The organism is Streptomyces sp. NPDC036813 (assembly GCF_055609245.1).
This window is the reverse complement of sequence record NZ_JBVJPV010000002.1, coordinates 524767-539427: the sequence shown is the minus strand read 5'-3', so window position 1 is coordinate 539427 and position 14661 is coordinate 524767. Positions and strand designations below refer to the sequence as shown.

Here is a 14661-nt window from a genome sequence, read left to right as displayed (position 1 = left end):
GTGATCAGGTGCGGGACATGCGCCGGCGTGCGCCGGACATCAGCGTGTGCAGTTCGGTCAGGTGCAGCGGGCGGGTGAGCAGGGCGAAGGTGAGCAGCACGGCGGCCGCTCCGGCGGCCGTGGCGGCCACGGCCCCGGCCCGGGCGGCGCCCACCGCGGCCATGTGGCCGAGCGCCGTGGCGGGCAGTGCGGCGGCGATCAGCCGTGCGTGTGCCGCGGCGGCTGACGAGCGCAGCGGGCGGGTCACGCCGAGGCGCCGGCTCAGTACCAGGGCGGTGACCGCCCATCCGGCGCCCAGAGCCAGCGAGTACGCCGCCGCCATGCCCGTCACGGTCCAGCGGGCGGGCAGGACGTGGGCGGCTGTCGTGGACAGGCCCGCGTTCAGGGCGACGATCACCAGGTTGAGCAGGAACGGCGTGCGGGTGTCGGAGAGGGCGTAGAAGGTGCGGGAGAGGACGTACTGGCCCGAGAAGGCGACGAGGCCGGGCGCCAGCGCCATCAGGATGACGCCCATGGCCGCGGTGTCGTCGGCACTGGTCCTGCCGTAGCCGAAGACGACGGCCATCAGCGGCTCGGCGACGGCGAACAGCAGGCAGGCGGCGGGTACGACGGCGGACGCGCAGGCGCGCAGGGCGCGGGAGACGTCGCGCCGTACGGCGCCGCTGTCGCCGTCGGCGGCGGCCGCACTCATGCGGGGCATCAGCGCGGTCACCAGGGAGACGGTGATGATGCCGTGCGGCACGGCCCACAGGACATAGGCGTTGTTGTACGCGCTGTATCCGGGGCCGCCGTCGAGGCCCGCGGTCGTGGCGAGGCGGGTGGTGACCCAGTAGGCGGCCTGGTTCGCCAGGACGAGGAGCACCAGCCAGCCGGCCGACCGCAGCGGCCGGGTCAGTCCGCTGCCACGCCAGTCGAAGCGGGGCCGCCAGCGGAACCGGGCCGAGCGCAGCGCGGGGACCAGGGCGAGTGCCTGGACGGCGATTCCGGCGGTCGTGCCCCATCCGAGGACGGCAGTTCCCGTCGCGCCGAGTGTGTCTGTGCCGCCGGTGGCAAGGGCGAGATACAGGCCGAAGACTGCGATGACGACGAGGTTGTTCAGCACCGGCGCCCACATCATCACGCCGAACCGGCCGCGCGCGTTGAGCACTTGTCCGAGCAGCGTGAACACGCCGAGGAAGAAGATCTGAGGCAGGCAGTAGCGGGCGAAGGCGATCGTCATGGCCGCCTGCCCGCCGGTGTAGTCGGTGTAGGCGTCGATGATGGCGGGGGCCGCCCACACCGCGGTCGCGGTGATCGCCAGCAGGGCCAGGACGCAGACCGTGACGAGACGGTCGGTGTACGCGGCGCCTTGGTCCTCGTGCTCCTTGGCGGCCTTGACCAGTTCGGGCACGAAGACGGCGTTGAGCGCGCCGCCGAGGAGCAGCATGTAGACGATCGTGGGCAACGCGTTGCCGACGGCGTATCCGTCGGCGGTCGGTCCGATGGTGCCCAGCGCTGCCGCCACCACGGCGGACCGGGCGAATCCGGTGGCCCTGGAGACGATGGAGCCGCACGCCATGACGGCGCTGCTGCGCGCCGTCGAGGCCGTCTTCCGAGGGTGCACGGATGACGTGTGGGGGCCGGGCGCCCCGTCGGGGCTCGCTGCGCGGGCAGCACTGTCCGCGCCGACCGGTGTCGTGGGCCTCACCGGCGGCTCAGGTAGGCCTGGAAGGCGCGGTAAAGCGTCTGGTTGGCTGTGCCGGCCAAGGGTCTCTCCCATTCCCCCAACGTCTCGACGACCTGTCCGCCGGTACCGAGCTTCCACCGCAGCAGTCCGTACGCACGTTCGTCGGGATCGAGAGTGGAGGGTACCCCGCGCATGTCGTAGACGTCAGCGCCGAGGGCGTGGGCGTCGCGCAGCATGCGCCACTGCAGGGCGTGGGAGGGGCGTACCTCGCGGCGGTGGTCGGCGGACGCGCCGGTCTGGTACCAGACGCGGCGGCCCACCCGGATCATCGTGTGGGCGGCGAGGATCTCGCCCCGGTGACGGGCGAGGTACAGCTTCATCCGGCCCGGTTCCTCCGCGTTGAGGGCCGCGTACTGACGCTGGTAGTAGACGAGCGAGCGGCCCAGCCGGAAGCCGTCGCGTCGCTCGGTGACGCACAACAGCCGGTGGAATTCGGGAAGTTCGGCCGCGCTGCCCACCTCCACCTCCACGCCCTCCTTCCCCGCGCGCCGCACGTTGCGCCGCCATTCCTGATTGAACCCGGACCAGAGGTCGTCGGTGGTGCGTCCGGCCAGCGGCACATGGAAGACATGGCGCGGCTGGGCGTCCCCGTCCTCCCCCGTCCCCTCACCACCGCAGCGGTGCCAGCCGCGGGCACGCAGCCGCTCGGCCACGGCGGTGCCCAGGGCGTCGACCTCGCTGGCGAGCACGTCCCCGAGCCGGCGGCCCGATCCGGTGCCCGACTTGAGCCGGGTGGCGTCCCAGCGCCGGTAGGCGGGCGAAGGGCCCATGCGCACCGCGAAGGCACCCACACGGCGCAGGTGTTCCAGCAGCGGGGTGAGCCAGCCGTCGATGTCCGGGTCCGTCCAGTCGGCGACGGGTCCTTCGGGCAGGTAGGCGAAGTATTTGCGAGTGCCGGGGAACTGGCGCAGCAGCACCAGGGCCACTCCTGTGAGCTCACCCGCCGCGGGATCCGGTCCCCAGCCGAGGAGTTGGGACTTCCAGCCGTCCTTGACGCCGGCCCAGGACGGGCATTGCAGGAATCCCGCGCTGAGCGCCGTGCCGGCTGGGGAGGCGAGGAAGTCGCGGTAGGCCTCCGCGGTGACAGGGGCCAAGGTGAGGGCCGCGTCGCGCCCTCGGGGGACGCGGCCGGGTGGCACGAGCAGGGACACGGGCTGAGCCTCTCCTTCTCCCCGGAACGATCCCGGGGGCGCCGAGGATGCTCACAGCGGCTCATGACCGTTCCGAGCGCCGAATGTGACGGGACCATGACCGTTCCTCACCAGTCGCCGTCACATCGCCCAGCAGTGGCTGACCTGGGCTTTTCCGGCTCTACAGTCACGACATCCGCCGACTCGTCACTTGTTCCGCTCGTCACGGAGGTCCTGGTGCACCGCACGCGTTCGCTCTCTCCCACTCACATTCGGGTCGCTGTTGCGGCGGCCCTGCTGGCGCCGCTCACCGCCTGTTCGTCGCACGCCTCTCCCACCGCCGCGGACACCGCGGCGGCCGGGAGCGGCCACGATCGTCCCGTCACCGTCACCGTGACCCCCAAGGGCCGACAGACCGCCCCCGGCAAGCCGGTGACGGTCACCGCGAAGGGCGGCACGCTCACCTCCGTGACCGTGACCGACACCGCCGGGCACCGGCTCGTCGGCAAGGCGTCCGCCGACGGCACTTCGTGGGTTTCGGACCGCGGTGCCGCTCCCGGTACGGCGTACACGGTCGCGGTGGCGACCCGCACCGGGCGTGGCACCGCCGCCGTCTCCCGGGCCTCCTTCACCACGGCGCCCGCCGCCAGGGTCAACAAGGTCGACTGGCGACCGGGCACCGGCACCACGGTCGGCGTCGCCCAGCCGGTCTCCCTCGTCTTCGACCACCCCGTCACCGACCGTGCCGCGGTCGAGAAGCGGCTGTCCATCACGACCTCGGAGGGCACCGAGGGCTCCTGGGGCTGGATCCGCGACTGGTCGGGCAGGGACCGCGTCGACTGGCGCCCCAAGAGCTACTGGAAGGCCGGAACGAAGGTCACGCTGAAGGCCGAACTGAACGGCACCGACTCGGGTGGTGCCGGTGGGTGGTTCGTCCGCGACTACACGACCACCTTCACGATCGGCGCCCGGCAGATCGTCAAGGTCGACCTCGACAGCCATCACCTCACCCTCGAACGCGACGGCAGAACCGTCCGGCGCATCCCCGTCTCCGGCGGCACTCCTGGTGGCGACAAACGCTCCTGGCGCGGTACCGCGGTGCTCATGGCGAAGGAGGGCACGGTCAACATGAACTCCGAGACGGTGGGCCTCGGGAAGGCCTACGACAAGATGGTCGCCTATTCGATGCGGCTGACCTGGTCGGGCATGTACGCGCACGCCGCCCCGTGGAACGCCCGGTTCTTCGGCAACGCCAACCACAGTTCGGGCTGCATAGGCATGAGCGACGCCGACGCGGCCTGGCTCTACGGGCAGCTACGGCCCGGAGACCCGTTCGAGATCACCGGCGAGGAGACCAAGGGCGTGGTCGAGCCGGGCAACGGCTTCGGGGAGTGGAACGTGCCGTGGGCCCAGTGGCAGGAGAAGAGCGCGCTGCGCTGACGGGCGCCACCGGACCGTGCTGCGCGGACGTCGTCCGGGCGCCAGCGGCTGTACCGCGTGACGGGCGGGCCGGCCTCCCCTACCCGGTGAGGCCGGTCCGCCCGTCGCGCAGGGGGCTACCGGGCCTGCACCGTGGTGGTCGCGGGGGTGATCGGCTCGATGCCGGTCAAAGTGGGGACGACCTTCTGGATGAGGCCGTCCGGGGTGTGGTGCAGCCGGTCGATGGTGACCTCACGGTGGGTGCCGTCGCCGCCCGGGATCGCGAAGCGGTGGTAGGCGATGTACCAGTCGTCCGTGCCGGGGATCTGGATCACCGAGTGGTGACCGGTGGCCAGGATGCCGCGCGTGGGGTCCTTGGAGAGGATCACGCCGTGGTTGCGCAGACCGTCCATGAGCGGGCTGGTGCCGGTGGCGTACCCGACGCGGTAGTCCTCGCTGCGGGTGTCGTCGATGGACCAGCTCAGGTAGTAGACGCCGTCGCGCTTGTGCATGAACAGGCCCTCGCGGAAGCCGTCCAGGCCCGTCAGGCGCTTGATCTTCGCCGGGTCGTAGGAGGTCATGTCGGGGTTGAGGGGTACGGCGTAGGCGTTGCCGTTGCCCCAATAGAGGTAGGACTGTCCGTCGTCGTCGGTGAAGACGGCGGGGTCGATGGCCTGGCCGCCGTCGGGGTTCGTGGCGACGAGGGGCTTGCCGGAGTCGGTGAAGGGCCCGGTCGGCTTGTCCGAGACGGCCACGCCGATCTTGGCGTCGGCGCAGAAGTAGAGGTAGTACTTGCCGTTCTTCTCGGTCGCGGCGGGGGCCCAGGCCCTGCTGTCCGCCCACGCGACGTCGGGCCCCAGGTCGAGGATCACCGGGTGCTCGCTCCAGTGGACGAGGTCCTTGCTGGACCAGGTCCTGAACGTGGAGCCGCTCCAGCCCGGGTAGCCGTCGCTGGTCGCGTAGATGTAGTAGGTGTCGCCGAACCGAGCGATGTTCGGGTCGGCGTTGTAGCCGGGCAGCTACGGGCTGCCCATCACCTCGGCGCGTACGGTCCAGGTGCGCACGGTGCGGTCGGCGGCGCGGACCCGGTAGGTCACGGGTGACGTGAAGTCGTGGACACCGCCGTTGGCCGGCTCCACCCGGCTGGTGCCCGCCACACCGAACCGCGGCGCGAGACGGCGCAGATCGGTCCCGGGCCCGACCGGCAGCAGCACCGTGGAGGCGGCCGAGTCGATCACGGCGGGGACCTTGAGGGCGGCCAGGTCGACCGAGGTGATCTCGGTGCGGTTGCCGGGCAGTTCGCGTACCTCGTCGGTGCTCAGGGCCCGGTTCCAGAGGGAGAAGCTGCGCATCGACCCCTTGAAGTACTTGTCGCTCGCGTACAGCGAGCGGCCGAGAAGGTTGGCCGTGGTCCGGCCGCCGCCGATGTCTCCGGGGCGCAGGGTGACGGCGTCGTTGTGCGCCACCTCGGTGCCGTCGAGGTAGAGGCGTGCCGTTGTGCCGCCGAGGGTGTAGGTGAGGGTGTGCCAGCTGCCGCGCGGCAGGTTCCGGGTGCCCGCGGTCTGTTCCGTGCTCCAGTTGCCGGCCGTCAGGGACGTTCGGTAGCCGTCGCCGGTCGTGAAGAGATAGCCGTTCCCGCTTCCGTCGGCGGAGTTGCCCAGCCCCCCCAGCCAGTAGGGCGTGGCCTGGTCGGGGTCGATCTTGACCTCGAGGGAGACCGTGAGGGCGTCCAGGCCGTTCATCAGGTTGTCCGGCAGGGCGACGTAGCCGTTGGTGCCGCCGAAGTCGGCGGCGTCCGCGGTGCGGGTGACGTCACCGTGCACGACGGCGTCGTAGCCGTGGCCGGTGTCGTCCGGCACGCGCGTGCCGCTGCCGCCGAGACGGTACGACGCGACGAGTCCGTGCTCGTCCGCGGTGAGGGGCTGCGGGACGCCGCGCAGCCGGTCCAGTTCGGCCTGGGTGACGGGCAGGACCGTGCCGTGGCGGGGGCTGGCGGGCAGCTGGTACCCGGTGGACATCGTCCACTTCCCGGAGGCCAGGTCGGTGGTCTCGAAGGGGACGTAGCCGCGGCCGCCGAACTCGTCGATGAACAGGTACCACTTGTTCTCGATGTTCGACTTGAAGACGGTGGGTCCCTCGCCCTGGTTGATGCCGGGGTGGGTGGCGTCGCCCTTGCCGATGCACTCCGAGACGAAGTCCCAGTCGGTGTTCAGCAGACGGGTGGACTTCTCCTCGATGATGAACTTGCTGCAGGGGGTGGAGGAGGTGTTGTTCCGCTCGTCCTTGGTCAGCCGGTAGTAGGTGTCGCCGTCCTTGATGACGGTGGAGTCGATCACCGAGTAGCCGGGGTCCTTCCACACGCGGGGCGCGGAGAAGCTGCGGAAGTCGCGTGTGGTGGCGTACATCATGCGGTTGTAGCTGCTGCCGGTGTGGGCGGTGTCCGCCGGGTCGTACAGCTTGGACGCCCAGAAGACGACGTAGGAACCGAGGCTGTCGTCCCAGTACGCCTCGGGCGCCCAGGTGTTGCCGGCGGTGTCGTCCGAGACCTTGACGTGGCGCTGGTCGGACCAGTGGACCAGGTCGGTGGACTCCCACACCTCCAGGTACTTGCTTCCGGTGCGCTGGGCGGCGTCCCAGTTGCCGTTGCCGTAGATCCTCAGGTCGGTGGCGATGAGGTAGAACCTGTCGCCCTCGGGGGAACGGATGACGAACGGGTCGCGGACGCCCTTGTCGCCGAGGGTGGAGGTGAGCACGGGCTTGCCGCCGTTGAGCTCGTCCCAGTGCAGGGGGTCGTTGCCGCGGCTGACCGCGGAATGGATCTGCTCGCCGTCAGAGCGGCCCTCGCCGGTGAAGTACTCGAAGAGATAGCCCTGGTACGGCTCTTTCCTCGGCAGGGGGCGCACGGTCAGGTCGAAGCGCCGCTTGGCCTGGGCCTCGCCGAGGCGCACGGTCGCGGTCAGCCGCACGGCGCGGGCGGGCTCCCCGTAGGCGGGGCGGTGGATCTCGCCCGTCGGGGTGACGGTCCTCGTGTCGGCCGACTTCCAGGCGATCCGGGCCCCGTAGCGTCCGGTGGTGGGCAGGGTGAGGTTGCCGCGGACGTCGTCGGCGTCCCAGACGGTGAGGGCGGCGGCGGCCTCCGAGACCTTCGCGCGGTCGCCGGCGCTCTCGTCGTCCTGCGCGGCCGCCGGCGGGCCGTCGGGGATCCCGGCCTTGGCCGGTGCGGCCGTGAGCAGAACGGCGAGCAGGCACATCAGCACCCCCGGGACCGCTCGCGCGGTCCAGGTGAGGCGGGGGCAGGGAGGGGGCATGGGCGGTTCCTTCCGGTGAGGGTCGTGGCACGCGTCCCGTCGCGGGGGCTGCGGCGGGTGCGGCTGGTGCTCCCCGCGGTGGCGGGTGAGGCCGGCGGCTCAGCGCGTGACGGGCTTGCCGCGGCCCCAGGCCCAGGCGAGCCGGTCGGCTCCGGACCGGTTGGTCGTGGCGAGCCAGGGCCGCTCGGGGTCCCCGACGAGCCTTTGCAGCGTGTACGTGTCGTCGGTGCGCAGGCCGGGCCAGTAGACGGCGCCCATGCCGAGCTCGCGGAAGGTGTCGGTGACGGCCTGTACGTAGTTGACGAAGTTGTCGGATGGGTCGGCCTCGTTGTAGTCCAGGCCGGTCGTCATGGGGGCGCCGAACTCGTCGGCGACGGTCCGGCCGGCGCAGTCGCCGATGCGTTCCTCGAGGTCGGTGACCCACTGGTCGTAGGTGGCGTAACTCTTCCAGAACCCGTAGTGGTGCAGTGACAGGTGGGTGCCGCGCAGACGCGGGTCGGCGCACACGGTGGTGACGTGGTCGTTGTAGCCCGCTCCGCTGACGAAGACGCGCTCGCGGGGGACGTCGGGGTAGGTCTCCAGCCAGTTCGCGGCGATGTCGGCCCATTCCGTGTCGGTGTAGCCGTGGGGCTCGTTCATCGGCTCGAAGTAGACGCGTGCGTTGTCGCCGTAGGTGTGGACGACGTTGTCCCACATGGTGCGGTAGGCCCGGGTGTCGTCGATCAGCCCGTCCTTGCGGACGCCGGTTCCCTCCCAGTAGGAGACGATGACCTTGAAGCCCTGCCGGGTGGCGGCGTCGATGACGCCTCGGTACACCTTCCAGTAGGGGCCGTTGACGGTGTACGGGTTGATCGGCAGCCGTACGGTGTTGGCCCCCAGGTTGGCGCGGAACGCCGTGATCACGCGGGTGGCCTTGGCGTAGGTGCGGGCGTAGTCGTCCGATGTCGACAGGCCGGAGAGGACGACGGGGTCGTCGGCGAAGTTGTCCCGGGGGTCGGCCCAGTTGACGCCCCGGAACCCGGCGGTGTTCTGCTGCGGCGCCGCGGCGGCGGGGCCGCCGGTCACGGTCGCGCCGACGGTGGCGGCGAGGGCGGCGGCCGTCACCAGGGGCGTCCATCGGCCGGCGGCACGGCGACGGATCTTGGTCAGGCGCATGTCAGTCCCTTTCGGTCGGTGTCGAGGCACCCCTCCCAGCAGATCGCGGGGAGGGTGGGCCCAGCCGCCGTGCGGCGGCACGGAGGGCCGGGCCTGTCGTGGCACACGTGCTAGCTGCCGGAGGCTGTCACGTCCGTGACCCTCCACCGCTGGTTGGAGCCGGAATTGGGGGGCCAGGTGGTGACCGCGGCGCCCTCGCCGGTCGCCTGTCCCCCGACTTCCAGCAGCCGTCCGCCGGCGGCGTTGACCAGCGTCCAGGAGCCGTCGCCGGTGGTCGAGGCGATCCATTCGGTCGCCGCGTCGCGCCGGCCGGTGTCGGGTTCGGCGACCGGGACGTCGTCGCGGACCGCGAGGCGCTTGCCGTCCACGGCGCTGGTGAGGACGTACCGGGCCTCGCTCGCGCTGCCGGGGCGTGCCTCGCTCAGCCGCCACTGCTGGGCGGCGGAGCCGCTGGGAGTGCCGATGACGAGACTGGTGCCGTTGCCCGCCACGGTGACCGCCTTGCCGCTCTGCACGCCGGTCAGGGTGTAGGTGTGGCCCTTGCGCAGCAGCGGCGCATCCTGCGCGACACCGGAGACGCCCTTGACGACGAAGGAGGTCACGGACTGGGCGGGCACGGTGACGGTGGCCCGGCCGTCCTCGACGCCGACCGCGTCCCGTACGGCGAGCTTGCCGTCGGCGCTGGTGACGACGGGCGTGACGGTGGCACCCCGGCTGATGCTGCGGAACTTCGTCAGATCGAGGGTGACACGGCGCGCACTGGTGGTGCTGTTGACGTGCACCAGTGAGGCGCCCCTGCCGTCCTTGGTCACGGCGGCCGCGCTGGAGGTGTCGTCGACCTTGATCAGACGGTCACCGGGCTTGATGAAGTGGGTGAAGTTGCGTGCCGTGTCGAACTTGGTGTTGGTGCGGATCGGGCAGGTGCCGAGGGTGTCCGCGGAGGTGCAGCTGAACCGGATCTGGATCTCGCCCCAGTTGCCGCCCTCGGCGGACTCGCCGCCGGGCTTCATGTTGTCGTAGTCCTCGACGGGCTGCCAGAACACCCAGGCCCGCGGCTCCAGTTCGCGCAGGTCGTCGACGATGTGCTGGGCGAGGCCGAGTCCGGGACGCATATCCGTGAAGCTCTGCCCGTCTCCCCAGTCGCCCTCGACCTCGCTCATCCAGAGCCTCTTGTCCGCCGCCTTGGCGAGGTCGCGGACGGTGGTGCGCTGCCCGGTGCCGTAGGTGTGGACGTTCATCTGGCCGACGAGGTCGCGGTCCTGGGCGGTGTAGGCGCTCCAGTTCTGCGCGAAGGTCGAGGGGTTGGTCTCGTCCATCGCGGAGATCCGCGCGTGGGTCTTCGCCGCGCGCAGGGCCGGTGCCAGCGCCTGCAGCACCTTGCGCTGCATCGCGGGACTCATGTGGGCGCCCTCCTGGCGGCCGCCGACGGGTCGGCCGTCCGCTCCGAGGCGGGTGCTCCAGTAAGGGGTGTTGGGTTCGTTGAAGGGGTCGACGGTCTTGACCTTGATGCCGTGCGCCTTCTCCAGCCGCTCGGTGGCGCCGGCCAGGTAGGCGGCGTAGTCGTCGACCGACTCGGTCCTGAGCTGCTCGGCGGTGGCGTCGAAGCCGCCGGAGACGTAACCGGAGACCGTCATGAACCAGGGCGGGGAGTTGCTGAAGGTCTCCCAGTGGGTGATGTCGTTCTTGATGCGGTCGACCCACCAGCGCTGGGTGGCGTCGGCGTCTGCGTTCCAGTCGGCCGGGTCGTCGGCGCTCCACCAGCCGGTGTCCGCGCGGGTGGTGCCGTCGGGGGCCTTCCACCAGCCCTGGACGGCGCCTCCGGCCCGCAGGTAGTCCTTGACGTCGGGGGCGTTGCCGCCGCCGATGTTGTAGCGGGCGATGTTCAGACCGAGGCCGTCGTCGTCGAAGAGGAGGCCGGCGAGCCTGTCCCGTATCTCCGGCGGGTAGCCGCCGGTGACGTTGGCGAACCAGGCGAGGCTGGTGCCCCAGCCCTCGAAGGGCTGCTGCTGGTAGGAGGGGTCGAGCCGGACGGTGACGGAGGGGATGTCCGCGGCCTGTGCGGGGCCCGGGGCGGAGACCAGGGCGGCCCCGGTGGCCAGGGCGGTGAGTCCGGCGGCGGTGAGCAGCCGTCTGCTGCGCGTGCGGCGTGCCATCGGTGTGCTCCCAACTGAAGGACAGTCGCGCTGATATGGGCCCTCCCGCCCGTATCGGGGCAGGAGGGAACGGCCCTTGAGGAAGGCGTGTGCGGCCGTCCTCGAGGGGATGGGCGAGAGTGGGTTCAGGCGAGCGGCTGGCGCAGTACGGCGACGGCCCGGGGCGCGAGCGTGAGGGTGCCGTCGGCGGCCAGGGTGCCGAGCAGGGCGTCACCGCCGAAACCGGGAACGGTGACCGTTTCGTCGGTGCGGTTGACCAGGAAACGGAAGCGGGCGTCGGGGCCGCGGCGCACGGTCGTCTCGACGCGTCCGCGTGCCGCGGGAGGCAGGTCGCTGTGCACGCCGGCCGGTTCCAGCAGGCGCGGAAGGAGCGAGGTGAGGCCGTCGGCACCGAGCCGGGTGGAGACGTAGGCGGCCGAGCCGCTGCCCGTCGGGCGCCGGGTGACGGCGGGGCGTCCCGCGTACGCGCCGGAGCGGTAGTGGGCCAGGACCTCGGTGTCAGGGGCGGTGACGGTGATCCGGTCGGTCCACAGCGTGCCGGTCGCAGGACCGTCGAGGGCGACGTCGTCCCCGGCGAGGAGGGGACCGAACTCCTCGATGCGGATGCCGAGCAGGTCGCGCAGCGCGCCGGGGTAGCCGCCGAGCCACACGTGGTCGTTCTCGTCGACGACGCCCGAGAAGTAGGTGGTGACGAGGTGGCCGCCCTGTTCGGTGTAGCGGGTGAGGGCCTTGGCGAGATCGGCCGGGACCACGTGCAGCACCGGGGCGATCAGCACCTGGTGCCGGTGCAGGTCGCCGCGCGGGGTGACGAGGTCGGCGCGGATGCCGAGGGCGAGGAGGGCGGAGTACCAGTCGAGTGCCTCCTGCCGGTAGTCGAGCAGGGAGGTGGGGTGGGAGTCCTGCTCGCTCGCCCACCACGACTCCCAGTCGTAGAGGATGCCGACGGGGGCGGGCTCGCGCTCGCTGCCGGCGATCGGCGCCAGCGCCTTCAGGGTGGCGCCGAGTTCGCGGACCGCGCGGAACAGGTCGCTGTCCTCGCCGGCGTGCGGCACCATCGCGGAGTGGTACTTCTCGGCGCCGGCCGCGGACTGGCGCCACTGGAAGAAGCACACCGCGTCGGCCCCGTGCGCGACGTGCAGCAGCGAGTCGCGGGCCAGGTCGCCGGGTCCTTTGGCCAGGTTGACGGGTTGCCAGTTGACGGCGCTGGTGGAGTGCTCCATCAGGAACCAGGGCCGGCCGCCGCTGATGCCGCTGGTGAGGTTGGCGGAGAAGGACAGCTCGTCGCGGTCCTGGGGTCCAGGGTGGACGTAGTGGTCGTTGGAGACGAAGTCGATCTCCCCGGCCCAGTCCGGGTAGTTCATGCCCTCCGTGCCGCCCATCACCATGAAGTTGGTGGTGACGGGGACGTCGGGGGTGATCTCGCGCAGGACCTCCCGCTCGGCGCGCAGATGGTCCTTGAGCGCATCGGAGGAGAAGCGCTTGAAGTCCAGCTGCTGGGTGGGGTTGGGGTGCGAGGCGGCCAGGCGGGGCGGGAGGATCTGCTCCCAGTCGGTGTAGCGCTGCGACCAGAAGGCGGTGCCCCAGGCGTGGTTGAGCGCGTCCAGGGTGCCGTAGCGGGCGCGCAGCCAGTCGCGGAAGGCGCGGGCGGCGTCATCGGAGTAGTCGTAGACGTTGTGGCAGCCCAGCTCGTTGCTGATGTGCCAGGCGGCCAGCGCCGGGTGGTCGGCGTACCGGGTTGCCAGCCGGCGCACCAGGTGCAGGGCGTGCCGGCGGAAGACGGGTGAGGTGGGGCGCCAGTGTTGGCGCGCTCCCGGCCACAGGGTCTCGCCGGTGGCCGTCACCGGAAGGACTTCGGGGTGTGCGGTGGTGAGCCAGGGCGGCGGAGAGGCGGTGGCTGTGGCCAGGTCGACCCCGATGCCGCCCTCGTGCAGGAGGTCCATGACCTCGTCGAGCCAGCCGAAGTCCCATGTATCCGCAGCCGGTTGGAGGCGGGCCCAGGAGAAGATCCCCACGGAGACGAGGTTGACGCCGGCCTCGCGCATGAGGCGTACGTCGTCCCGCCAGACCGAGCGGGGCCACTGTTCGGGGTTGTAGTCGGCGCCGTAGAGGAGGCGTGGGGTGCGGTCACCGTCCGTCCCGTGTGTTCGGGACAGGAGGGTGGAGATCATGATGGTCCTTCCGGGAGGGGGCCACGGGCGGCCCGGGAGGCCGGGCTCGCCGCGCCGGCGGTCACTTCTCGACGGTGAAGCCCTGCTCGCTGCCGTACTTGACGGACGCGTCCTGCCAGGCCTTCAGGCCGTCGGCCAGCTTGGTGTGCGACACATAGGCCTTGCCGACGGTGTCGTTGAAGATCGAGTTGGCGTACACCTGGTACGGCAGGTACGACCAGTCGGCGGCTGCGTGCGCGGCGGACTCGGCGAAGATCTTGTTGGCCTGCTGCCCGCCGAAGTACGGGAAGGCGGTGTTCTGGAAGGCCGGGGAGTTGAGCTGCGCGACGGTCGCCGGGAAGGCGCCGCCCTTCACGCGGGTGTCGACGCCCTTGCCGGCGTTGGCGTACTCGACGAACGCGTAGGCCAGCGCCTCGTTCTTGCCGAGCTCGGGCAGGGTGAGGGCGCTGCCGCCGTTCTCCGCGCCGGCGTGGGCGCCGGCCGTCCACTGCGGCAGCGGGGCGACGCGCCAGTCACCGGCGCCGTTCTTGACTCCGGAGGCCAGGTTGGCGGGCATCCAGGCGCCGGTGGCCAGGGTCGCGATGGTGCCGTCACCGAGGCCCTTGTACCACTCGTCGGACCAGCTGGTGACGGGCGCGAGGAGCTTGTCGTCGAGGAGCTGCTGCCAGATGCCGGTGTACTTCTCGGCACCCGCGTCCGCGAAGTCGATCTTCACCTTGGTGCCGTCGACCTTGTAGGGACGCGAACCGGCCTGCCACAGCATGCTGGTGGTGAAGCCCGCGTCACCGGCGTCGTTCGTGATGTACGCCTTCGGGTCCGCCTTGTGCAGAGCGCGCGCCGCCGCCACGTACTCGTCCCAGGTCGTGGGCACCTTGATCCGGTACTTGTCGAAGACCTTCTTGTTGTAGAACAGCGCCATCGGGCCGGAGTCCATCGGCAGGCCGTAGATGCCCTCGCCGCCGGCCTTCACCCCGTTCCAGGGGCCCGGGGAGAAGGAGGTGGCGAGCTTGTCGGCGCCGAAGCCCTTGAGGTCGGTGAGCTGCTTGGTCAGCGCGTACTGGCCCATGGCGTAGTACTCGACCTGGGCGACGTCGGGGACGCCCTTCTTGGCGGACATGGCGTTCTGCAACGCCTTGTACTGGTCGTTGCCGGTGCCCGCGTTGACCAGGTTGACCTTGACGCCGGGGTGCTCCTTCTCGAAGTCGCCGGCCACCTGCTCGAGGGTGGGCTCCCACGCCCAGACCGTGAGCGTGCCGCCCTTCTTCAGCGCGGCCTGGACATCGGCCTCGGAGAGGGACTTCTTCGCGTCCGAACCGCCGTCGCCGGAGCCACCGCACGCGGTGGCGCCGAGAGCGAGGGCGCAGAGGAGGCCGAGGCCGCGCAGCAGGCGGCGGGGGTGCTTGTGCATGGACGTACTTCCACTTCTTGCCGAAACACCGACGGGGTGAGGGTTGACAGACGGGAGCCGAGGTGACGAGCGTGCGACGGACACCGGGTCGCCGCCGCAAAGGACGTGAGGTGCGCCGGGTTGCTGCCGCAAGGAGCGGGAGGTGTGCCGTGTGCCGGCTCGCTGCGGTGAGGAGCAGGACGCGCGGCAAGTGC

The 14661-nt window shown here is 71.1% G+C and carries 9 protein-coding genes; 1 reads left to right on the top strand and 8 read right to left on the bottom strand.

The window, feature by feature from the left end; translation table 11 throughout:
* Positions 1-4: 4 nt before the first annotated feature.
* Together murJ and ACZ67Q_RS06490 are read right to left on the bottom strand one after the other, a co-directional pair.
* Positions 5-1759: a murein biosynthesis integral membrane protein MurJ gene (murJ, locus tag ACZ67Q_RS06495; RefSeq protein WP_471177206.1), complete on the bottom strand. Its 1755-nt coding sequence runs from the start codon at positions 1757-1759 to the stop codon at positions 5-7.
* Positions 1684-2871, bottom strand: coding sequence for a lipid II:glycine glycyltransferase FemX (locus ACZ67Q_RS06490; RefSeq protein WP_471177737.1), 1188 nt, complete (start codon positions 2869-2871; stop codon positions 1684-1686). The genes murJ and ACZ67Q_RS06490 overlap by 76 nt, the downstream gene beginning before the upstream one ends.
* 222 nt (positions 2872-3093) lie before the next feature.
* On the opposite strand from ACZ67Q_RS06490, the gene ACZ67Q_RS06485 reads away from it, so the two are divergent.
* Positions 3094-4296: a L,D-transpeptidase gene (locus ACZ67Q_RS06485; RefSeq protein ID WP_471177203.1), complete on the top strand. Its 1203-nt coding sequence runs from the start codon at positions 3094-3096 to the stop codon at positions 4294-4296.
* A gap of 116 nt (positions 4297-4412) precedes the next feature.
* On the opposite strand, the gene ACZ67Q_RS06480 is transcribed toward ACZ67Q_RS06485, so the two are convergent.
* From ACZ67Q_RS06480 to ACZ67Q_RS06455, 6 genes are all read right to left on the bottom strand, one after another.
* On the bottom strand, positions 4413-5294 hold the full coding sequence (locus ACZ67Q_RS06480) for a family 43 glycosylhydrolase (RefSeq protein ID WP_471177734.1): 882 nt from the start codon (positions 5292-5294) through the stop codon (positions 4413-4415).
* A complete protein-coding gene (locus ACZ67Q_RS06475; RefSeq protein ID WP_471177200.1) occupies positions 5295-7583 on the bottom strand; it encodes an immunoglobulin-like domain-containing protein in 2289 nt (762 codons plus the stop codon).
* A gap of 99 nt (positions 7584-7682) precedes the next feature.
* Positions 7683-8738: a cellulase family glycosylhydrolase gene (locus ACZ67Q_RS06470; RefSeq protein WP_471177197.1), complete on the bottom strand. Its 1056-nt coding sequence runs from the start codon at positions 8736-8738 to the stop codon at positions 7683-7685.
* Positions 8739-8848: 110 nt separating this feature from the next.
* The gene (locus ACZ67Q_RS06465; protein ID WP_471177194.1) at positions 8849-10891 is read right to left on the bottom strand and encodes a glycoside hydrolase; all 2043 of its coding nucleotides are present in this window, start codon (positions 10889-10891) and stop codon (positions 8849-8851) included.
* Positions 10892-11016: 125 nt separating this feature from the next.
* On the bottom strand, positions 11017-13059 hold the full coding sequence (locus ACZ67Q_RS06460) for a beta-galactosidase (RefSeq protein WP_471177191.1): 2043 nt from the start codon (positions 13057-13059) through the stop codon (positions 11017-11019).
* A 61-nt stretch (positions 13060-13120) separates the two neighbouring features.
* Positions 13121-14467, bottom strand: coding sequence for an extracellular solute-binding protein (locus ACZ67Q_RS06455; protein ID WP_471177188.1), 1347 nt, complete (start codon positions 14465-14467; stop codon positions 13121-13123).
* Positions 14468-14661 lie beyond the last annotated feature (194 nt).

Coding starts and splice junctions, on each gene's coding strand:
- ACZ67Q_RS06465 (WP_471177194.1), bottom strand. CDS start 10,891: ATGGCACGCCGCACGCGCAGCAGACGGCTGCTCACCGCCGCCGGACTC.
- ACZ67Q_RS06470 (WP_471177197.1), bottom strand. CDS start 8,738: ATGCGCCTGACCAAGATCCGTCGCCGTGCCGCCGGCCGATGGACGCCC.
- ACZ67Q_RS06475 (WP_471177200.1), bottom strand. CDS start 7,583: ATGCCCCCTCCCTGCCCCCGCCTCACCTGGACCGCGCGAGCGGTCCCG.
- ACZ67Q_RS06455 (WP_471177188.1), bottom strand. CDS start 14,467: ATGCACAAGCACCCCCGCCGCCTGCTGCGCGGCCTCGGCCTCCTCTGC.
- ACZ67Q_RS06460 (WP_471177191.1), bottom strand. CDS start 13,059: ATGATCTCCACCCTCCTGTCCCGAACACACGGGACGGACGGTGACCGC.
- murJ (WP_471177206.1), bottom strand. CDS start 1,759: ATGGGAGAGACCCTTGGCCGGCACAGCCAACCAGACGCTTTACCGCGC.